16 protein-coding genes and 1 tRNA gene are annotated in these 20,738 nt (G+C 71.0%); 9 read left to right on the plus strand and 8 right to left on the minus strand.

From position 1 onward, the window contains the following. Positions 1 to 9: 9 nt before the first annotated feature. Genes WBK31_RS35355 through WBK31_RS35365 form a run of 3 tightly spaced genes read left to right on the plus strand, consistent with a single transcriptional unit; the run spans position 10 to position 2,120 of the window. Positions 10 to 486: a universal stress protein gene (locus WBK31_RS35355; RefSeq protein WP_378785881.1), complete on the plus strand. Its 477-nt coding sequence runs from the start codon at positions 10 to 12 to the stop codon at positions 484 to 486. Between the two features lie 29 nt (positions 487 to 515). Further along, on the plus strand, positions 516 to 1,262 hold the full coding sequence (locus tag WBK31_RS35360; protein WP_406673826.1) for a M15 family metallopeptidase: 747 nt from the start codon (positions 516 to 518) through the stop codon (positions 1,260 to 1,262). Between the two features lie 12 nt (positions 1,263 to 1,274). Next, complete coding sequence (locus WBK31_RS35365; RefSeq protein ID WP_406673827.1) at positions 1,275 to 2,120, plus strand: NUDIX domain-containing protein; 846 nt, start codon at positions 1,275 to 1,277, stop codon at positions 2,118 to 2,120. A gap of 48 nt (positions 2,121 to 2,168) precedes the next feature. Here the strand turns inward: WBK31_RS35365 and WBK31_RS35370 are convergent, their stop codons facing one another. Beyond that, positions 2,169 to 2,519, minus strand: a complete 351-nt coding sequence (locus tag WBK31_RS35370) for an STAS domain-containing protein (RefSeq protein ID WP_378790158.1) — start codon at positions 2,517 to 2,519, stop codon at positions 2,169 to 2,171. A gap of 27 nt (positions 2,520 to 2,546) precedes the next feature. Between WBK31_RS35370 and WBK31_RS35375 the strand changes: the two genes are divergently transcribed. Then, positions 2,547 to 2,633: transfer RNA gene (locus WBK31_RS35375), tRNA-Ser, on the plus strand. Between the two features lies 1 nt (position 2,634). Here the strand turns inward: WBK31_RS35375 and WBK31_RS35380 are convergent. After that, on the minus strand, positions 2,635 to 5,325 hold the full coding sequence (locus tag WBK31_RS35380; protein ID WP_406673828.1) for an AAA family ATPase: 2,691 nt from the start codon (positions 5,323 to 5,325) through the stop codon (positions 2,635 to 2,637). Positions 5,326 to 5,439: 114 nt separating this feature from the next. Here WBK31_RS35380 and WBK31_RS35385 point away from each other — a divergent pair, with 114 nt between their 5' ends. Next, a complete protein-coding gene (locus WBK31_RS35385) occupies positions 5,440 to 6,396 on the plus strand; it encodes an NAD(P)H-quinone oxidoreductase (RefSeq protein ID WP_364061643.1) in 957 nt (318 codons plus the stop codon). A 5-nt stretch (positions 6,397 to 6,401) separates the two neighbouring features. Then, a complete protein-coding gene (locus WBK31_RS35390) occupies positions 6,402 to 6,920 on the plus strand; it encodes a bacterial proteasome activator family protein (protein WP_364061640.1) in 519 nt (172 codons plus the stop codon). A 332-nt stretch (positions 6,921 to 7,252) separates the two neighbouring features. On the opposite strand, the gene WBK31_RS35395 is transcribed toward WBK31_RS35390, so the two are convergent. Continuing rightward, entirely contained in the window at positions 7,253 to 8,023 is a 771-nt protein-coding gene (locus tag WBK31_RS35395; RefSeq protein WP_406673829.1) for an HAD family hydrolase, read from the minus strand. 251 nt (positions 8,024 to 8,274) lie between these two features. Between WBK31_RS35395 and WBK31_RS35400 the strand changes: the two genes are divergently transcribed. Both WBK31_RS35400 and WBK31_RS35405 read left to right on the plus strand, forming a co-directional pair. Continuing rightward, positions 8,275 to 8,478, plus strand: a complete 204-nt coding sequence (locus WBK31_RS35400; protein ID WP_043619750.1) for a cold-shock protein — start codon at positions 8,275 to 8,277, stop codon at positions 8,476 to 8,478. A gap of 1,329 nt (positions 8,479 to 9,807) precedes the next feature. Then, positions 9,808 to 11,478, plus strand: a complete 1,671-nt coding sequence (locus tag WBK31_RS35405) for a hypothetical protein (RefSeq protein ID WP_406673830.1) — start codon at positions 9,808 to 9,810, stop codon at positions 11,476 to 11,478. Positions 11,479 to 11,535: 57 nt separating this feature from the next. Here WBK31_RS35405 and serS read toward each other — a convergent pair whose 3' ends face one another. From serS to WBK31_RS35425, 4 genes are all read right to left on the minus strand, one after another. Continuing rightward, a complete protein-coding gene (gene serS / locus WBK31_RS35410; RefSeq protein ID WP_364061631.1) occupies positions 11,536 to 12,798 on the minus strand; it encodes a serine--tRNA ligase in 1,263 nt (420 codons plus the stop codon). Positions 12,799 to 13,046: 248 nt separating this feature from the next. Then, positions 13,047 to 13,967, minus strand: a complete 921-nt coding sequence (pheA, locus tag WBK31_RS35415) for a prephenate dehydratase (RefSeq protein WP_364061628.1) — start codon at positions 13,965 to 13,967, stop codon at positions 13,047 to 13,049. A 75-nt stretch (positions 13,968 to 14,042) separates the two neighbouring features. Continuing rightward, positions 14,043 to 14,465 (minus strand): DUF4446 family protein, encoded by a 423-nt coding sequence (locus WBK31_RS35420; protein ID WP_364061625.1) that lies wholly within the window; start codon positions 14,463 to 14,465, stop codon positions 14,043 to 14,045. A gap of 22 nt (positions 14,466 to 14,487) precedes the next feature. Continuing rightward, on the minus strand, positions 14,488 to 15,690 hold the full coding sequence (locus WBK31_RS35425; RefSeq protein ID WP_364061622.1) for a glycosyltransferase 87 family protein: 1,203 nt from the start codon (positions 15,688 to 15,690) through the stop codon (positions 14,488 to 14,490). 153 nt (positions 15,691 to 15,843) lie between these two features. Here WBK31_RS35425 and WBK31_RS35430 point away from each other — a divergent pair, with 153 nt between their 5' ends. Continuing rightward, positions 15,844 to 18,729, plus strand: coding sequence for a hypothetical protein (locus WBK31_RS35430; protein WP_406673831.1), 2,886 nt, complete (start codon positions 15,844 to 15,846; stop codon positions 18,727 to 18,729). Here the strand turns inward: WBK31_RS35430 and mptB are convergent. Then, positions 18,632 to 20,668, minus strand: a complete 2,037-nt coding sequence (gene mptB, locus WBK31_RS35435) for a polyprenol phosphomannose-dependent alpha 1,6 mannosyltransferase MptB (RefSeq protein WP_406673832.1) — start codon at positions 20,666 to 20,668, stop codon at positions 18,632 to 18,634. The genes WBK31_RS35430 and mptB overlap by 98 nt on opposite strands. Positions 20,669 to 20,738 lie beyond the last annotated feature (70 nt).

Genomic DNA, 20,738 nt, shown 5'->3' on the forward strand with positions numbered 1-20,738 from the left:
GAACATGCCGTGTCCGGCAGTGATGTGGACCCGCGGTGGGAGCCCGCCTCCCGCAGGCTCCCCGAAGGGCAGTTCGAGATCGGCAAGGACGGCGCCGGTCTGCTCGTCGTGGGCTTCGACGGATCGGGCCCGAGCCGCAACGCGCTCGCGTACGCGGCCGGGCTCGCCCGCAGGGACGACGCGGTCCTGCTCATCGCCTTCGTCGAAGCGCTCAACACGGCCACGCTGTGGTTCTTCGCCGGGGCGCCCATCGTCCCCGACTCGGCGGCCGACCTGACCGAGGACCTGAGGGACGAACTGCGCGGCTGCGGGGTGCCCTGGCAGTTCGTCAGCGTGCGCGGCGACGCGGCCCGCGAGCTTGAGGCGCTGGCCGACACGTACATGGCGGACGCCATCGTGGTGGGCCGCTCCCGGTCCTCGTGGCGGGGCTCGGTGGCGGCCAAGCTCGCGAAACGCGCCAGGCGAACGGTGCTGGTAGTGCCCTGACCTGGCCTGACGTCGCATATGGTGGCGAGATGAAACGTGTTGCCGCCATGGCGTTCGTGGTGCTCGCGTCCGTTTCGTGCGCGGAGTCGAGCGCGGGGCAGCAGGCCGCCGCGCCCGCCGACCGGCCGCGCTCGTCCACGCCCGTGACCGCCACGGCAGAACAGACCGCATCGGATCGTTCCACGGCGACGCCCAGCCCGACGGCGCCGCCCCCGTTCACCTCGAAGGTCTCACGGGTCTCCCGCGACCGTCTGCCCTACTCCTGGCGGCCCGGCTGCCCCGTCCACTACCGCGATCTGCGGCTGGTGACGCTGTCGTACTGGGGGTTCGACGGCAAGCCGCACACCGGCGAGCTGGTCGTGCGCAAGACTGTCACCGGCGACATCGAGAAGGTCTTCAAGAAGCTGTACGACCGGCGCTGGCCGATCCGCAAGATGAAGCTGGTGGACGCCTACAAGGCCGACGACTACGACTCGATCGACGACGACAACACCTCGGCCTTCAACTGCCGCCGGGCGACCGGGTCCAGCAACTGGTCGAACCACGCGTACGGGGAGGCCATCGACGTCAACCCGCTGGAGAACCCGTACGTCACCGCGAGCGGGAGCACCGCGCACCGCAACGCCAGGAAGTTCACCAAGCGCCCGATGAAGGGTAAAGGTGTCATCAACCCCGGTGATCGGGTCGTGAAGACGTTCGCCGAGGTCGGCTGGGAGTGGGGCGGCTACTGGTCGGGCGCCAAGGACTACCAGCACTTCTCCAAGGGCGGAGGCTGAGAGGATCCCCTCATGACGGCTAAGGACGGCGACGGCTGGACCGAGTGCGCCCAGGGCCACCGGCATTGGGGCGTCCACGGCGCCTCCGGGCTCCTGGTCGTCCACCACGACGATCGGGGCATTCCGTACGTGCTGCTGCAGAAGCGCTCGCTGCGCTGCCACCACGGCGGCACCTGGGGGCTGCCCGGCGGGGCGCGCGACAGCCACGAGGACGCCCTCACCACCGCGCTGCGCGAGGCCCGCGAGGAGGCCGCCCTTGGCCTTGACCGGCTCCGCGTCCAAGGCGTCTACCTCGACGACCACGGCGGGTGGGCGTTCGAGACCGTCATCGCCGAGTCGCCCGAGCTGTTGGCCGCCGCGCCGGCCAACAACGAAAGCGACGAGCTGCGCTGGCTCGCCCTGCCCGAGGTCACCCGGCGCGAGCTGCATCCCGGCTTCGCCGCCACCTGGCACGAGATCCAGGGCGCGATCAAGCCCGAGACGCTCGTGCTCGACGTGGCCAACATCGTCGGCGCGCGGGCGGAGCACGGCTGGTGGAACGACCGCCTGGGCGCGGCCACCCGGCTGCTGCGGGCCGTCTCCGGGCTGCGGCTGAGCCACCCGGTGCTGGCGCAGTGGTATCCGCGCATGGTGGCCGTCGTGGAGGGCGCGGCCAAGAGCGCGCCCGAGGTGCCGGGGATTCAGGTGGTCGCCGCCATGGGAAGCGGCGACGACGCGATCGTGGGCGTCGTACGCCGGGCCAGGCCGTGGGAGCGCGTGCTCGTCGTCACGGCCGATCGGGGGTTGCGCGAACGCGTGGCGGAGCTGGGAGCGGAGACCGTCGGGCCCAAGTGGCTGCTGTCGCAGCTACCCGCATGAGCGTCCCGCCGCGGCTGCCCGCATAGGCGCAGCCGCCCGCCTGAACGTTCATGGTTCGGCGACGGTCACGTGGTCGAAGGCGGACTTCAGGCCCGTGACGTCGAGCACCCGCCGTAAGACCCCGTGCACGCCCACGATGCCCAGCGACCCCGCCTGGGCCGCGACCCGGCGCCGGTGCTCGACCAGCACCCATAACCCGCTGGAGTCGCAGAACTCCAGACGCTCGGCATCGACCACCACCCGCACTCGGCCCTCAGCGAACAACGCGAGAAAGGTGTCCTTGAGCAGCGGCGCGGTGGACTTGTCGAGGTCGCCGGCGAGGCACACGCGCACGTCGTGGCCACCCCGCTGCACCTCGACGTCGAGATCCGCCACCACCTGAACGTACACCGCCGCCATCACAGCCGCTATCGTGGTTTCCGCACAGGAGGGTTCGCATAGTGGACGAGTGCAGCCGCCTTGAAAGCGGCCAGGTCAGCGATGGCCTCGTGGGTTCGAATCCCACACCCTCCGCTCAGTCGCGGATCCCCGCGAAACCGTCGCCTACGCTGGCGGCGAGCTGCAGGTAGGCGTCCCTGGTCGCCTCCTGCAGCCGGTCCAGGTCGATCTCCGCGCCCTCCTCCAGGTGCGGGTCGTACGGCACCCTGATCACCTCGCGGCAGCGCGCGGCGAAGTGAGCCTCCAGCTTCTTGATGTCCACCGCCGACTTCGACCGCGGCCGCACGCTGCACAGCACCACGGTGGCGTTCTTCACCAGGTCGCCGTACTCGTGCGCCTCCAGCCAGTCGAGCGTCGCCGACGCCGCTCGCGCGCCGTCCACCGACGGGGAGCTGACCAGCACGATCTGGTCGGCCATGCCCAGCACGCCGCCCATCGCCGAGTGCAGCAGGCCGGTGCCGCAGTCGGTGATGCAGATCGAGTAGAAGTTCTCCAGCACCTGGGCGACGGCCTGGTAGTTCTCGCCGCTGAACGCCTCGGAGACCGCCGGGTCGCGGTCTGAGGCCAGCACCTCGAGCCGCGACGGCGCCTGCGAGGTGAACGCCCTGATGTCGACGTACCGCTTGACCTGGTCACGCTCGTTCAGCAGGTCGCGTACGGTGGCCGAGGTCTCCAGCTCCACCTTGTCGGAGAGCGTGCCGCGGTCGGGGTTGGCGTCCACCGCGATCACGCGGTCGCCGCGCACCTGCGCCAGCGTCGCGCCCAGCCCCACCGTCGTCGTGGTCTTGCCCACGCCGCCCTTCAGGCTCAGCACCGCCACGCGGTGATGCCCGGTGGTGACCGGGGTGCGGGCGCGGGTGATCAGCTCGCGGCGGCGCCGTACCTCCGGCGGCTCGCCCGGCTTGATCCAGCCGCCGGACGCCTTGTACACCAGACGCCGCCAGCCCTTGGACGGGGCGTTGCGCCGCCCGCGCAGCAGCGTCTCCGGGTCGAGGCTGTCGGCCGTGGGACGGCCGGTCACCGGCGGCCTGGGCGGCGCGCTGAACACGGGGGCGGGCGCCGGGCGGCGGTTCTGCCGCACCTGCGGGATCTCCCGGTCGGCCGGGCGCCACTCGGGCTGCTCGGCCCACTTCGGGCGTTCTTCTGGCCGCTCGGCCCACTGCTCTTCCGGCTGGTCGCGTACCCACTGGGGGCGCTCTTCCGGCCGCTCCTGGCTCCACGACGCGGCCTCGTCACGCCGCTCCTGGCCCCAGCCCGGGGTCTCGTCCCGCTGGCTCACGCCCCACGGGGATGTTTCGTCCGGCTGAGTTCCACCCCATGTGGACGTTTCGTCCCGCTGAGGCCCGCCCCATGGGGAAGCCTCATCGCTGCGCGCCCCGCCCCACGACGGCGAGGTCTCGTCACTGGAACCGTCGCCCCACGGCGAGGCCGCTTCGGGACCGTCTGCGCCCCAGCGCGGGCCCTTGCCCTCCTCGGCCCCCTGCGGCCGGTCCTTGCCCCAGTGCGGGGTCTTCGCCGCCGGGTCCTTGCCCCACTCGAAGTGCTCCGGCTGGTCGGCCCAGGCGGCCGGCTGCTCCTGCCGCTCCTGGGGCTCGCGGGCCGGCTCGCGGGCCGGTGCGTCGGCGTCATCGGCCTGCGCGGCCTTCCCGGCCTGCGCGGCCTTCCCGGCCCTCGCGGACTCACCCGACGCGCCGGACAGGCTGGATGCGCCGGACGTGCTAGACGCGCCGGACGTGCTAGACGCGCCGGACGTGCTAGACGCGCCGGACGTGCTGGACGCGCCGGACGTGCGGTCCCAGCGCGGGAGCGACTCCGCCTGCTCCCTGCTCCACTGGGAGCCCTCCTGCGCCCACTGCGGGATACCGGTGGCGGGCGTGTCGGCGTTCGGCGCGGCCGGCTCGTCCTCCGGCTCGGCGGCGTCCCAGCGGGGGCGCTCGGTGCGCGGCAGGGTTTCGGACACGTCCGAGGACCATTCCTGCCGTTCGTCGCGCGCGGCGGGCTGCTCCTCCGGCTCCTCGGACGTCTCCTTCGCCGGCTTCTCGACCGTCGTCTCCCGGGCCTTCGCCGGCTCGTCGCCGCTCTCCCGGTCGGGCGCCGCCTGCTTCTGCGGCGTCGGCGGCTCGGTGCGCGGCTGGGTGTCGGCCGCCCCCGCGTCTTTGACCGGCTCCTGGTCGCCGTCGCTCCGCGTACCGGCGGCTTCGGGCTCCGCGCGCAGCGGCTCCACGCGGACCGTGTCATTGGCGGAAGGACCGTCGTCGGGGCCGGGCCAGTCGGAGGCGGGCGGCCACGTGGCGTCCTCCGTCTTCCCCGCAGGCTGCGGCGGGGTGAACGGCAGCGCGTACGTGTCGGTGTCGTCGAGCCTCGGCAGCGGCTTGAGCGGCGCCAGGAACGGATCGTCCACGCTCGGCGCGGCACTCGCCCGGGATTCGTCCACGGCAGGGCCCGCCGGCCACTCGCCGGAGCCGCTGCGGCTCGCCGGAATGTCGTCGGCCGTCACGGAACCGCCGTACACCTCGGTCGCGGCGGAACCGCCGTACGCCTCAGCGGGGTACGCCGAGTCGACCGCCGCCCTGAACACCGGCGGCGGGGTCGTCTCCTGCTGCTGCCGCACCAGCGCCCACGGGTCCGCGGGGTACGGGGACGCGACCGGCTCGTCCACCGGAGCTGACGACGCGCTGACGGAGACAGGGGTCTCCTCCGTCTCTTTGATCGCGTCAAGCCAGGCGAGCTGTTCCTCGAGAGATTCTTCTCGATCGTGTCTTGCCACCGTGTTCCCCCTCGGGTGGGTCTAAAGGGGCAGCAAACACATTGCAGGGTAACGCCACCTGCTCCCATGCAGCCCGGCAACCCACAAGTTCTTTGCCCGGCTACCGTGGTTCGCATGCGAGCCATTGAGATCGTCAAGCCAGGCGGGCCAGAGGTGCTGGAATGGCGCGAGGTGCCGGAGCCGCACGTCGGGCCGGGAGACGTGCTGATCGACGTCACGGCGTCCGCGGTCAACCGTGCCGACGTGCTGCAGCGGCAGGGATTTTACGATCCGCCGCCCGGGTCGTCGCCGTACCCAGGGCTTGAGGTCTCCGGCGTGGTGGCCGAGGTCGGAGCCGACGTCGAGCAGTTCAAGCCGGGCGACGAGGTGTGCGCGCTGCTCGCCGGCGGCGGTTACGCCGAGCGCGTAGCCGTGCCCTGGCAGCAGGTCATGCCGGTGCCCGAACGCGTGTCGCTGCGCGAGGCCGCGGGGCTGCCCGAGGTGGCGTGCACGGTCTGGTCCAACGTCTTCATGATCGGGCGGCTGCGCAGGGGCGAGACGCTGCTCGTGCACGGCGGGGCCAGCGGCATCGGCACGTTCGCGGTGCAGCTCGCCAAGGCGCTCGGCAGCCGCGTCGTCACCACCGTCGGCTCGGCGGCCAAGGCCGACCGGGTCAGGGAGCTGGGCGCCGACGAGGTGATCAACTATCGCGAGGAGGACTTCGCCGACAAGGTCCAGGCCGACGTCATCCTCGACATCATGGGCGCGAAATACCTGGACAGGAACGTCCGTTCCCTGAAGACGGGCGGCCGGCTCGTGGTCATCGGCCTGCAGGGCGGCACCAAGGCCGAGATCAACCTCGGCGTGATGCTGGCCAAGCGGGCCACGGTCCACGCCACGACGCTGCGCGCGCGCCCCGTCGACGAGAAGGGGGCCATCGTCCGCAGCGTCGTCGAGAACGTGTGGCCCCTGGTCGGCGCGGGTGCCGTGCGTCCCGTCGTGCACGCGGAGGTGCCGATGTCCGAAGCCGCCGAAGCCCACCGAATGTTGGATTCGGGAGAGCACGTCGGCAAGATCCTGCTAGTACGGTGAGTGTTATGAATGCTGAGGACAACAACACCCCCCACGTCGTGGTGGTGGGCCCTGATTTCCAAGGTCACGGCGATGGCGGCGAAGACGATCGCTCGGTGACCAACCTGGTCGAGCAGCCCGCCAAGGTGATGCGCATCGGCAGCATGATCCGCCAGCTCCTTGAGGAGGTGCGCGCGGCTCCCCTCGACGAGGCCAGCCGCAAGCGGCTGAAGGAGATCCACGAGTCCTCCATCAAGGAGCTCGAGGACGGTCTTGCGCCGGAGCTGGTCGACGAGCTGGAGCGGCTGTCGCTCCCGTTCACCGACGACAACGGCACGCCGCCGAGCGACGCCGAGCTGCGCATCGCGCACGCCCAGCTCGTCGGCTGGCTCGAAGGGTTGTTCCACGGCATCCAGACCACGCTGTTCGCGCAGCAGATGGCCGCCCGCGCCCAGCTCGAGCAGATGCGCAGGGCGCTGCCCACCGGTGTGCCCCAGGGCGAGGAGGCACAGCGTCCGCACGGCGGCTCCGGCCCCTACCTGTAGGCCCGCTTCAGGGCCTACAGGGGCCCAGTTCTCAGGCGCAGAGTTTCGTTGGTGCGCCGAGTTTCGTTGGTGCGCCGCCCGCAGGCACGAAGCGTTATTGGGTCGCCGCCCTCAGGCACGGCGCCTGCGGGACCGGGAGCCCGTCCTCAGACATGAAGCTGCCTGCCCAGGGCACCGCAGGCGCCAAGCCTGCCCAGGGCACCGCTTTGATCGGGGCGCCACCCACAGACGTCAGATGTCAGGCGGGCGATGAGCGTCAGATGTCAGGCGCGTGTGTTGGGCCGTCAGGCGCGGGCGTTGGCCGTCAGATGTCAGGCGTGGGCTTTGGGCGTCTAGGCGTAAAGCTTCTCGATGACCTGCGCAACGCCGTCGTCGTCGTTGGTGGCGGTCACGTGATCGACCGCCGCCAGCACGAGCGGGTGCGCGTTGGCGACCGCGTACGACGTGCCTGCCCAGCTCAGCATGGGCAGGTCGTTCGGCATGTCCCCGAACGCCACCGCCTGCGACGGCTTGATCTCATGCTGCTCGGCGAGCGCCGCCAGGGCGGTCGCCTTGGTCACGCCCCGGGCGCTCATCTCGATCAAACCCCTGCGACTTGAGTGCGTCGCGGTCACCAGATGGCCGACCAGCTCGTGCACCGTCGCCTGCAGCTCGTCGGGGTCCATACGGGGGTGGAGGGCGAGCAACTTGGCGCATGGGCGGGAAGTGACCGAATCCACACGTGTCACGTCCCGTGTCCGGTCCAACCCACCTGGGAGGAAATCCGACTCATGCGCAAAACCGGCTTCATACTCGACCGAAAATACGAGTTCAGGCACGTTCGCTCTTAGCTGAGCGACGACTTCCTCGAGTACATCGACGCTGATCAGGTGAGATTCCACTATCCGTTCGGTATGGAGGTCGTAGATCAGCGCCCCGTTAGCACAGATGGCCAGCCCACGGTGACGTACCGCACTCGCCACCCCGCCCATCCACCGCGGCGGACGCCCCGTCACGAACGCCAGGACCGCCCCCGATTCCTCGACTTTGCCGAAGGCGGCGACCGTGCGGGGAGACACGGTTCCGTCCGTACGCAACGCGGTACCGTCGAGGTCGGTGGCCACTAGCCGCGGTGAGGGATCGCTCTGCATAACAGGTTCCAGTTTGCCCGGTGATGCCGGCTGACAGAAATCTTCGTTGGGACGGGAACACCAACGCTCCAGAATGGTGTTAGATGTGATGGCGTTGTATTAGCTGATCCCGTAGTGAAAACCAGCATGACTTTGTCTGAGCCACCCCGGGGTGCTTGCTGTACGACACACCGGGACCCACGAGGTGTGGGTCCCATAGATTCACATCCTGAGGGAGAGCTTTTATGGCTCAGGGAACCGTCAAGTGGTTCAACGCCGAAAAGGGCTTCGGCTTCATCGCCCCGGACGGCGGTGCGCCGGACGTGTTCGTGCACTTCTCCGAGATCGTCGGCAACGGCTACCGCAGCCTTGAAGACGGCCAGCGGGTCGAGTTCGAGATCACGCAGGGCCAGAAGGGGCCGCAGGCCTCTCAGGTCCGTGCCATCTGACCTGTAGCAGCGAGACAGGCCGGAGTCCGCTTCCAGCGGACCCCGGCCTTTCGCTTGCCCAGGAAATCTTTCGCTCGTCCAGGGGATGACGCCGCTCCCGCCCGAGCACTCCCTACCGGTCCCCGGCACTTCCCGCTCGTCCCCTGCTCACCCAGGCACTCCCCGCCCAGCCCAGCACACTCCTTGCTCGGCCCAGGCACTCCCGCTCGGCCCAGCACACTCCTTGCTCGGCCCAGGCACTCCCGCTCGGCCCAGGCACTTCACAACCGTCTCGTCGTCAGGTGCATGCGCAAGCAGGGCATCACCATCGGCCCACCCGCCGAGAGCGCGGCGCAGATCGCCGCGATCGATCCCGGCAACTCCCGCCGCTACGGCGTCGCCGACCCGGACGCGGCCAAGACGCACGGCTATCACCTGGCCAGCCGCCGTCTCCCGACACGACCGGCGCCTGGGCCGGCAAGCTGCCCAAACGCGCCCAGTCCCTGCTCCTGCCGAGCGCTCCTGTTCGTGCCGGGGCTCCGCCCTCGTGCGCCGGGCGCTCTCTGCTCGCTGTCGGAGGTACTGGAGGTCGGTCCTCCGCTCGCATCAGAGCTCCCTGGCTCACTCCGAGGCTTGTCCACTCGTCCGCCCGCCCAGGAGCCTCTGTACCACCGCGCCGTAACCCTCCGCCGACGCCAGAACCGTCGTGGTTTCCGCTCACGCCAGGGTGCCTCCATGCGCCGAGGCCGGCGAGCAGGGTGACCATGCCGGCGGTGGACCAGGACGCCACCGCCGGCACCGCGAGTCCTCCGCCCACGCCAAGAGCCCACCGCCCGTGCCGGGATCGCACCACCCCATGCCAGGGGCATCCGCTCACGCCGGGAGTTCCGCTCGCCGGGACTTCCGCTCACGCCGGGAGTTCCGCTCGCCGGGACTTCCGCTCACGCTAGGGCTTCCGCTCGCCGGGACTTCCGCTCACGCTAGGGCTTCCGCTCGCCGGGACTTCCGCTCACGCCGGGACGTCACACATGCCGAGCCCGCCGGCCACACCAGCACCCGACCGTTAGCGCCGGGAATCCTCCATCGGCGCCGGGAGGCCACCGCCGCGCGCACCAGGACTCCATCGCCCAGACCAGCACCCTCGCTCGCGCCCAGCACCCACCGATGCCGGGAGCCCCCGCCGCCCGCACCAGCACGCCACCGCCCACACCGAGGCGCCAGCCCTGATGTCCGCAGTCTTCCGGTGGTGTCGGGTTGGTCACGGCTGTGACTCGACTCACATGCGCTTTGAACCGCTCCCACCGCGCAGCGGTCGATGGGGGTATGAGGTACGCGTGGTTGTGCCACCCCGTGACGGTTGCCGGGGTACTCCTCCTCCTGATCAACGACCACCTGCTCAAACCGGCCTTTCCTGGGGTCGTGACGGGCAAGCTCAGCGACGTGGCGGGGCTGGTGATGGCCCCCGCGCTGGTCGCCGTCCTGCTCACCCGCCCGGCGGCGGCCCTGGCCGCCCGCCTCCGAGCCGCCTTCCCCCGCGCGAAGCGTCGGGCCCGCAGTGCCGGGCGACCTTCCGAGGCCGACCGGCGTAGCCGGGCTTTCCGGTCCAGGCAGCCGGACTCCTGGTCCAAGCGGTCGGCCTTCTGGTCCAAGCGGTCGGCCTTCTGGTCCAAGCGGCCGGGCGCGAAGCCCGAGCTGCGGTGGCTGCGGAGCGACGTGACAGCGGTCGTACTGACCGGGACGCTCTTCACGCTCGTGAAAACGACGGAGGCGGGCGCTGAGACCGCCTCCCAGGTGTGGACCTTCCTGGCGGGCCCGTCGCGCGTCCTGGCCGATCCTACGGACCTGCTGGCGCTGCCGGCGCTCGTCATTTCCTGGTGGGCACGAAACCACAGCCTGCGCAGACCGCCCGCCGCCCGGTGGCGGGTCGTGGTGACGATGCCGCTGGCCATGGTGGCGATGACCGCGACCTCCGCCATGCCGGTCCACTCGTACGCAAGCGACGTCACGGTGGACGACCGCGGCCGCCTCCTCGTCCAGACCTCGGCAGGCAGCTCGTACGTCTCGGAGGACGGCGGCATCACGTGGTCGCTCGACTCCTTCACCCAGGAGGGCAAGAAGGGGCAGAGCGCCCAATGCGTACCCAAGCAGGCGACCCGCTGCTACCGGGTCACCGACCATCGCACCGGCGTGGACCAGTCGGACGACGGCGGCACGACGTGGCGTCCGTCCTGGCGGCCGTCCGCGGACGACATCAAGCGCCTGCGCCGGCTGTACGAGGACAGCACCGACCTCGTCACCACCCTGGCCGTGCAGGAGCGCCCCGGCGGTCACGTCGTGGTCGCCGCGAGCGGGCCCGACATGGTGCTGGTCCGGGACACCTCAGGCACGTGGCGGCACGTCCCTCTGGACGGCGACCTGCCGGCGGTGCCGCTGACCACCGAGCTTCTCTGGGCGTGGCTGCTGGCGGCCTGCACGCTGCTCGGGTTCGTGGGGGCTGGGCTGCGCCGCCTCGTCCGTTCGTACTTGTGTGTGGCCGCCGTGACCTACGCCGGGTTCGCGGCGTTCGTCACCTTCAAGGTCGATCCGTCGTCCGGCCCGTCGGACGAGGTGGTCGGAATGATCATGGCCATGGGCGGACTCTACGTGACCCTGATAGGCGGCGCGAGCTGCCTCGGTCTCGCGGCCGGCGGGCGGGCGCGCGCCCTGCCCGTCTCCGTCGGCCTGCTCGGGGCGCCCTTGGTCTTCGCCTCCATCTGGACGCCGTTCCAGGCCTGGTCGAGCGGGGCTTTGGCCTCGTACGAGGTCGCCACCGCCCTCGCGGCGCTCCTGGCCTCGGCCGTGCTGGTCACGAGCGTCCTCCTCGTACGGCGCGCCGCCCGAGACACCGTCCCCGCCGACGTCCTCGTACAGCCCGCCACCGGAGAACCGAACCCGCTCACGTGGCACGACGCTCAGGACGCCGAGACGCCGGGCCCTCACGTACGACGCGACACGACCCCCACCGAAGGGCAGGGGTCGTGACGGTTACTCGGACAGTGCGAGCCGCACCCAGGTAGCGGAGCGGCTCGAGCCACAGGCTTACTTGGGCGGCTCGAGGACGTCGAGCCCCACGTACGGCCGCAACGCCTTGGGTACCACCACCGAGCCGTCGGCCTGCTGGTGGTTCTCCAGGATGGCCACGATCCACCGGGTCGTGGCCAGCGTGCCGTTGAGGGTGGCCAGGTGCTTGGGCTTGCCGTCCTTGTCGCGGTAGCGGATGCCGAGCCTGCGCGCCTGGAACTCGGTGCAATTGGACGTCGAGGTCAGCTCGCGGTAGCGGCCCTGGGTCGGAATCCAGGCCTCGCAGTCGAACTTCCTCGCCGCCGACATGCCGAGGTCGCCCGCGGCCGTGTCGATGATGCGGTACGGCACCTCGATCTTGGCCAGCATCTCCTTCTCCCAGTCGAGCAGCCGCAGGTGCTCCTCGTGGGCGTCCTCGGGACGGACGTAGGAGAACATCTCGACCTTGTCGAACTGGTGCACCCGGATGATGCCCCTGGTGTCCTTGCCGTACGAGCCGGCCTCGCGCCGGAAGCAGGACGACCAGCCCGCGTAACGCAGCGGCAGAGCGTCGGCGCTGAGGATCTCCTGGCCGTGGTAGCCGGCCAGCGACACCTCCGAGGTGCCGACGAGGTAGAGGTCGTCCTCGGGCAGCCGGTAGATCTCGCTGTCGTGGGCCACGGCGAAGCCCGTGCCCTGCATGGTCTCCGGCTTGACCAGCACCGGCGTGATCATCGGCGTGAACCCGGCCTCGATCGCCTGCTGCATCGCCATGTTGAGCAGGCCGAGCTGCAGCCGCGCGCCGACGCCCTTGAGGAAGTAGAACCGCGCGCCCGACACCTTGGCACCGCGCTCGGTGTCGATGGCGTCGAGCGCCTCGCCCAGGGCCAGGTGGTCCTTCGGCTCGAAGTCGAACTGCCGGGGCTCGCCGTGCGTCTCCAGCACGACGTAGTCGTCCTCGCCGCCGGGCGGCGCGCCCTCCTCGACGAGGTTGGGGATCGTACGGAGCAGCTCGTCGAGCTCGGCGCCGAGCTTCTCCGCCTCGGACTCGGCGGCCTTGACCTGGCTCGCGAGGTCTTTGGCCCGCTGGAGCAGCGCGGCCTTCTCCTCACCCTGCGCCTTGGAGACCGACTTGCCCATGCTCTTCTGCTCTGCGCGCAGAGACTCGAACGAGGTCAGCGCCGATCGGCGGCGCTCGTCGAGGTCGAGCAGCGTGTCGACGACCGAGTCGTCCTCACCGCGGGCACGCTGCGACGCCCGTAGCCGGTCAGGGTCCTCACGAAGGGTACGCAGGTCAATCACAAGGAAAGGCTACCGGCGTACGGCGCCTGACCGCCCCCGTTTATCCACCGACGCCGAGGAAACCTTCGCCCCGGCCCGCTCACCTGCCCGTTCACACGGAAATCCCGCCAGGTCGCATGCCCCGGCCAGCCGGACGCCTCAGCACTCCGGACAAGCCGCACGCCCCGGCCAGCCGGACGCCTCAGCACTCCGGACAAGCCGCACGCCCCGGCGCATTCGACGAGCCGGAGAGCCCGCGACCGCCGGCGTCAGATCTTGCCCGCCCGCACCTTCGCCAGCCACTCGGCGGCCTCGGAGAAGTCGGAGTCGGCGGTGCCGCGCTTGATCTGCGGCTTCAGCCCGTCGGCCCGCGGATAACTGCCGAGGAAGCGCACCTCACCGCAGATCCGGTGCAGGCCGGCGACGGCCTCACCGACCCGCGCGTCGGCGATGTGGCCCTCGAAGTCGAAGTGGAAGAAGTAGCGCCCGATGCCGTCGCCCGTGGGCCGGGACTCGATGCGGGTGAGGTTGACCCCGCGTACGGAGAACTCGGTCAGCATCTCCAGCAGCGCGCCCGGGTGGTCGTCGGCCAGGAAGACCACCAGCGTGGTGCGGTCGGACCCGGTCGGCTCGGGCAGCGGCCCCGGCCGTGCGACCTTGACGAACCTGGTCACCGTGTCGGACCTGTCGCCGATGTCGGAGGCCAGCTCGACCAGCCCGTAGTGCTCACCGGCGATGCGCGCGGCGATGGCCGCGTCGTACGGCGACCCCGGCAGCGCCACCTCCTGCGCCGCCGCCGCCGTCGAAGGGGCGGACACCACGACCGCGTCGGGCAGCTCGCGGGCGACGAAGGCGCGGCACTGGGTGATGGCCGCGGGATGGGTGTAGACCCGCTTGATGTGCGGGATCTCGGTGCCCGGCCGCGCCAGCAGCGAGAACTGCACCGGCAGCAGCAGCTCGGCGTTGATCACCAGCGGCTCGCCCCATGCGAACTCGTCGAGCGTCGTGGTGATGGCACCTTCGATGGAGTTTTCCAGCGGAACCACGGCGCCGTCGGCCTCGCCGGAGCGGACGGCGTTGAGCGCGGCGCTCACATTGGCGCAGGGCAGGCGTTCGGCCGTGGGGTCGAGGAGCCGCAGGGCCTCTTCGGTGAAGGTGCCTTCCGGCCCGAGATAAGCGAGCTTGGGCATGCGTCCAGGGTAGCCCCAGGCGAACGCGCCCGCGGCGGTTTCACCCCGAGGCGAATCCGCAGGTAAGAGCCCCTGCTAGAGAGTCTCGGAGATCGGAGCGGCCACCAGGGGCCCCAGGCCGAGCCTCGCCGCGCGCACCGCCTCTTCCTCCTCGGGCGACAGCGGCTCCTGCCCCTTGCCGCCGACCACGGGCCGCACATACGTACGGGTCTCGCTGCGCCCGTTGATGGACGTCAGCACGATCCCGTCACCCAGCCCGTTGATCATCGCCACCGAGAACGACAGCCGCCCCGACATCTCCGACAGCGCGTCGTACCGGCAGACGGCGACGTCCCTGATGGCCCTGAGATCGCCCCGGCCCTCGCCGAGCTGCTGCCTGACGAGCATCCGCCGGCAGTCCTCGACCGTGGCCCTGGCCTGCCGCAGCGCCGAGCAGCCGACCAGCACGCCGCTGAGTCCGGCCACGACGCCCACGATCACCCAGATGGTAACGAGCACGCCACGAAGAGTAACGGCAAAGTCAAGTGAGCCGCCGTTTCGGCAGCCAATGCACGAGCAGCCACACCAGTGCCAGCGCGCCGAGCCCGAACCCGTTCTGCACGATCTTCCCCAGGACGAGGCTGACGCCCGGGATCTCCGCCGCCTTGAGCGACACCCCCCACCACGGCACCGGCACCACGTAGTACAGCCACACGCCGGCCGCCACGCGCAGTCGTACCGGGTCGGTCCCGTCGCCCACGATCGCGGCGAGCACCACGACCACCCAGGCCAGGTGGTGGATCCAGGCCACGGGCGACAGCAGCACCGCCATCAGCCCGACCAGCGCGACCGCGGTCATGTGATCGCCCGCCCGGTACGCGTCACGCGCGCCGCGGAACCCGTACCAGCCGACCGCCGCCACGATGAGCACCCACAGCACCGAGGTCAGCGCGTCCGGCCAGTAGAGCCGGATCAGCATGCCGCGGATCGACTGGTTGGTAGTGGCCGCGTTCGCGCCGAGACGCTCGGGGTCGAGCAGCGCCCCGAACCAGAAGTCCACCGCGTCCTGCGGGATCACCGCGAACGGCAGCAGCGTCAGCAGCGCGGCCGTGAAGCAGGCCATGAAGAACGTACGCCACTGCTTGGTGATCAACAGGTAGATGAGGAAGACGCCCGGTGTCAGCTTCACCGCCGTCGCGAGGCCGATCAGGAAGCCGCGGGGCCACCAGGGCCGCCGTGCCACGCAGTCGGCGACGCACAGCGCGACCAGCAGGATGTCCACCTGCCCGAACCTGACCTGGTCCCTGATCGGCATCAGGTACGTGCACATCACCATGAGCAGGGCGAACACCCACGGCGCGTACTTGCGCAGCGTCTCCCGGGTCAGCAGCGGCCGGAACGCGAACCCCACGGTCACGCCCAGCGCCACGAAGATCCCTGCCGTCCACGCCCACTGCGCGGTCTCCCACGACATTCCGGCCAGCGCCACCGCCAGCATGGCGGCGACGGGCGGGTAGGTGAACGGCAGCAGTTGCGGGGCCGGGGTGAAGTAGTCGTAGACCGGCTTGCCGTCGAGCAGCATCTGCCCGCCGGTACGGTAAACGTCCAGGTCGACCAGGCGTTGGTCGTCGGGGTTGGTGAGCCATTCGTACACCAGCGGCGCCGCGGCCGCCGCGACGAGCAGGGCCGCGATCGCCCACGCCCACCACTGCCGCCGTCTCACCCGTACCTCGCCACTTGTCACGGTGTGGCACGTTACCGTGGCTGTTGTTTGATCGAGGGGCAGACTACTGGGGGTCCGTACATGCCGAACGCCACGCCGTGCCCGGATCGGCGCGGGAAGCGGCTGAACGCGCGTGTCCGCCACCTCACGGCCCTCCTGGCCCTCGCATTCCCCTTGGCCCTCACCACCCCCGCGTCCGGCACCACCACCCCACCCGCGCTGGAGGGGCCGGCCGCCGCCCCCGAAACCCCGTCGAACACCGCCTTCCCACCCGGTTTCGAAGGGCGAGCCGCCGCGCAGGAGAGGCCGGCCACCGCCCCGGTGCCGTCAGGACCGGCGACGGCCGCCGCCGGACAGCCAGTCCCCGCCCCTGCCGACACCACGGGAGCCGCACCCACCGACACCAGCGGAACCGCACCCACCGACACCACAGAGACCACCCCCGCCGAAGCACGGCCGTCAGCCCCGCCGACCTCACCCGGCACGCTGGCCGCCACCACCGTCACCAGCGGCGACAAAGATGCGACCGCACTCCGGGGACGAGTGGCCTTGATAGGCATCCCCGGACTGGAGTGGAGCGACATCGACCAGGCCCAGACCCCCAACCTCTGGCGCCTGATGTCAGAGGGCTCATCGGCGTCGCTCTCCACCCGCACCGTGCCGCCTTCAGGCCGCGGCATCACCTGCCCCATCGCCGGCTGGCTGACGGTCTCCGCAGGCCAGCGAGCCGGTACGCCGGACGAGGGCTGCCCTGCCCCGCCCACCCCGCAGCAGAACGGCGAGGGCGCCACGATCCCCGGCTGGAACGCCCTGGTCGCCTACCAGCCGAAGACCGGGTACGCCGCCCGTATCGGCACGCTGGGCCAGATCGTCGCGGACGGAGGCGGCAAGGTGGCCGCCATCGGGCCGGGCGCCGCACTGGCCGCCGCCGACAAGTCCGGAAATATCACCAAATACGCCCCCACCCCTTCCGCGCTCGGCGACCCGGCTCCGTACAGCCTGATCGTCTTCGACGTCCCCGACCTCGCCACCGCCTGGGCGAAGCAGCCCCGCGACGAGTACGGCATCCCCACCGGCCTCCCCGTCGCCGCCCGCAAGACCGCCGCCGCCGAGGCCGACCGGCGCATCGGCGACCTGCTCGCCCTGCTCCCTCCCCGCACCACGATCCTGCTGGCCGGCATTTCCGACATCACCCCGAACGCCCACCTCCACGTCGCCATCGCCACCGGCCCCTCCCCGGACGGCTCCGCGTACCGCCACGGCTACCTCACCGCCACCTCCACCCGCCAGGACGCCCTCGTCACCATCAGCGACCTCACCGCGACCGCCATCCAGGCCCTGGGCCTGACCGCCCCCCGCGAGGTCGTCGGCCGCCCCTGGCAGTCCGGCGCCCCCGCCCCCGCAACCCCCGCCGAGGTGGTCACCGAGCTGGCGGGCGAAGACCTGGCCAGCCAAGTGCTCCGCGAGGTCCGCGGCCCGTTCTTCACCGTCCTGGTCACCGCCCAGCTCCTCTTCTACGCCCTGGCCGCCCTGACCCTCCGCCGAAGGAGGCCCGCATCGACGCGAACCACAAAGGCACGCCCAGGGCTTGAGGGGCCGAAGCGATCCCCGATCGCGCCCGAACCCACACCCCCGAGCCCGGCCCCAGCCCAGCCTTCACCCGCAGAAGCATCACAAATCGACACCCCTGGGGAGTCGCCTGGCTCTCTGAAAGCCCAGCCATCCCCTGCCGGCATCCCGGCCGACCAGGCGCGCCCCCGCCCCCAGCGCACAGACAGCACCCGGGACGAACCAGCTCCGGCCGAACCGACAGGACCGGCACAACCCACCGGCACGACCGAACCGACAAGACCAGCACAACCCACCGGCACGACCGAACCGACAAGACCAGCACAACCCACCGGCACGACCGAACCGACAAGACCAGCACAACCCACCGGCACGACCGAGCGGACCTCAACCTCGGCCACCACCGGCAACCCGGCAAGCGGCTCGAAACTCCTGAAGTCCGTCCAGGTCGTGGCCGTGGTCAGCGGAGCGATCGCCGTCTCGACGTTCCTGGCCCAGCTCATCCCCTGGTGGACGTTGCCGGTGCCCATGCTGTCGGTGATCGTCACGATCCTCGGCATCGCCGTGCTCATCACCGCCGTGGCGTTCGCCGGCCCCTGGCGCGCTCACGTGCTCGGCCCGCTGACCACCGTCGCCGCCATCACCTCCGTCGCGCTCCTCCTCGACGTCATGACCGGCTCGACGCTCCAGGTGAACGCCGTGAGCGGCTACGAGCCCGTGACCGGCGGACGCTTCTACGGCTTCAGCAACATCGCCTTCGCCATCTACTCCACCGGCACCATCCTCGGCCTGGCCGGGATCGCCCACTGGCTGCTCGGCAAGAGGATGCCGAGGGCCGTGGTCGTGACGCTGTGCGCCGCGTACGGCGGATTCGCGGTGTTCGCGGACGGATGGCCTTCCTGGGGTGCGGACTTCGGCGGCGTGCCGGCGTTCGTGATCGGCCTGGCCGTCTTCCTGATCCTGCTCTCCGGTAAGCGGGTGTCGCCGCTGCGGCTCCTGCTCGTGGGGCTGGCCGGGGCGGCGCTCGTCGGCGTGCTGTCGGTGATCGACTGGCTGCGTCCGGAGTCCCAGCGCACCCACCTCGGCGCGTTCGTCCAGCAGATCATCGACGGTGAGGCGTGGACCGTCGTCGGCCGCAAGTTCGCCGCGATGGTCGGCGTGACCGTCGGCAACTGGTCGCTGACCCTCCTCTCGCTGGTGGCGCTGGCCTTCCTCTTCCTGGTGCTGGCCCGTCCTTCGCGCTGGGGCGTCGCGGCGCTCGGCCTCGCGTACCAGATGGCGCCGACGCTCAGAGCGGGCCTGTTCGGCGCCCTCGCGTGCGCGCTGATCGGCTTCCTCATGAACGACTCCGGCATCGCCATCCCCGCCATGGCCCTGACCGTCGCCGTGCCGCTCACGCTGGCCGCCTGCGTTCGCGCCCTGCAGCTCGCCACGCCCACACCACCAGCGCCACCGTCAGAGCCAGCAGCGCCCAGCCGATCTGCGGCCTGACCACCGTGCGCAGCCATTCGAGGTCTTCGGGCTGCCCTTCGACCCTGGCGGGCAGGTACGCCAGCGACAGCGCCAGCAGGTGCGCCACCACGAGCCCGTCCAGCGCGGACGCCCCCACGAGCACCAGCATCCCGAGCGCCAGCCCGTCGTACCAGGGCAGGATGTAGGGCGTCGCGAACAGGTACGCCACCACCAGCGCCATGGCCACAACCGGCGCCTCCAGCCCTCTACCCGCGGAGACCACCTCCGGCCCGGCGGCCCGAGACGACCACCCGAGAAGGCGAGGGAACGAAAGGCGGCCTGCGAACGACCCGTGCCGCCGCGAAGTCGCAGCAGAACCCTCCGACGGTGAGGCGGGGACCTGCGAAGGCACCACGCCGTCCTGCGGAGACGAGGCCGGATCCGGCGGAAGCGCAGCAGACTGTTGCGGGAGCGCAGCGGCGTCTTGAGACGGCGGCGCGGCAAGGCCGTCCTGCGGGGGAAGAGCAACGGCGCCTTGAGAGGGCGGCGCGGCAAGGCCGTCCTGCGGGGGAAGAGCAACGGCGCCTTGAGAGGGCGGCGCGGCAAGGCCGTCCTGCGGGGGAAGAGCAACGGCGCCTTGAGAGGGCGGCGCGGCAAGGCCGTCCTGCGGGGGAAGGGCAACGGCGCCTTGGGAGGAGGCCGGAGCAGGGGCTTGCGAGGCCGGAACAGGGGTCGGCGGGGACGGAGCGAGGTGCCGTGGAAGCGGACCACGGGCGCTCGTCCATCCCGTACGTACGGCCAACCGCAGCAGCGACCAGGCGATGAGCGCGAGCACCAGCAGGGAACCGACCTGGATGGGCCCCCGATACGCGCTCCCCGTGCCCACGATGGCCTGTAGCCAGCCCTGCACGAGCTTCCAGAACGACGCGTGGGAGATCGCCTTGCTCGTACGGGTGATCGGTGCGAGGGCGTCGAGGCCGACGATGGCGTACCCGATGACCACCACCGCGACCGCGCAGCCCGCCATGAGCGCCAGGCGGCCGGGGCGGCGGCGGAGCTCCCAGGCGGGGCCGAGCGCGACGAGACCTGCGTTCACTTTGATCGCCACGCCGAGCCCGAGCAGGACCCCAGAGCTTGCGGGACGGCCTCTGGCCAGCAGGGCCGCGACCATGCACGCGATGGCGAGGGTGTCGACGTGCATGCCGGCGACGAGGTGGTAGAGCAGCAGCGGGTTGGCCGTCCACAGCAGCGCCGCTCGCAGCCGCCTGCGGGGGTCGTGCCGGGTGAAGCGGTCGATGAGCAGCCCGGTCGCGATGAACGCCGCCGCGTTGAACAGCGCCAGGACGAACATCGTCAACCGGACCGAGTCGCCGCCTATCCAGCTCGCCACCGCCTGGAGAGCCGTGGCGACCGGCCCGTAGACGCTCGGCTCCTCCCTCCAGGGCTCCTCGACGGCGTCCGCTATGGGATCGCCCGGGAGGTCCGTCGCGCCGTGTGTGTACGGGTTGAGCCCCAAGGTGACCATGCGGCCGTAAGCGGCGTAGTTGAGGTGGTCACCGGAGCCCGATGGCGGCAGGAACGCCAGAACGGCGGCCGCCACGCACCCGATGATCACCAGGGTCTTCGGGCTGGGGAACGCCCCCAGAGATCGAAGCACCCCCTTGGACGGACGCTCGGAGCTGGGAGCGGACGGTGACCCAGGGGCGGGAGTGGATGGGTGCCCGGCGGCTGGAGGGCTGTGGGAGTCGCCGCTTTCCGAAAGCGCCGGCAGGGCCGCCAGAAGCCCCAGGCCGCCCAGCGACAAGGCCGCCACCGCCAGGACGATGACGAGGTGGGGCTCAGGGGCCGCCGCCAGGGAGTAGGGCGGCTGCCAGGCAGGGCCGGTGAGCGCGGGGACCATCGCCGACGGGCCCAGGAGCCCGATGGTGATGGTCAGCAGGATCGAGGCGGCGATCGCCACCATGGCCGGCCCGGCCAACCGGCCTCGTCCCTGTCTGCGCCGCGCATCCGAAGTCACCGGGAAATTCCAGCACACCCGCAGCACGGCT

This window comes from Nonomuraea sp. N2-4H, assembly GCF_045291505.1.
GTDB lineage: Bacteria > Actinomycetota > Actinomycetes > Streptosporangiales > Streptosporangiaceae > Nonomuraea > Nonomuraea fastidiosa.

Coding starts and splice junctions, on each gene's coding strand:
- WBK31_RS35360 (WP_406673826.1), top strand. CDS start 516: ATGAAACGTGTTGCCGCCATGGCGTTCGTGGTGCTCGCGTCCGTTTCG.
- WBK31_RS35365 (WP_406673827.1), top strand. CDS start 1,275: ATGACGGCTAAGGACGGCGACGGCTGGACCGAGTGCGCCCAGGGCCAC.
- WBK31_RS35370 (WP_378790158.1), bottom strand. CDS start 2,519: ATGGCGGCGGTGTACGTTCAGGTGGTGGCGGATCTCGACGTCGAGGTG.
- WBK31_RS35385 (WP_364061643.1), top strand. CDS start 5,440: ATGCGAGCCATTGAGATCGTCAAGCCAGGCGGGCCAGAGGTGCTGGAA.
- WBK31_RS35390 (WP_364061640.1), top strand. CDS start 6,402: ATGAATGCTGAGGACAACAACACCCCCCACGTCGTGGTGGTGGGCCCT.
- WBK31_RS35400 (WP_043619750.1), top strand. CDS start 8,275: ATGGCTCAGGGAACCGTCAAGTGGTTCAACGCCGAAAAGGGCTTCGGC.
- pheA (WP_364061628.1), bottom strand. CDS start 13,967: ATGCCCAAGCTCGCTTATCTCGGGCCGGAAGGCACCTTCACCGAAGAG.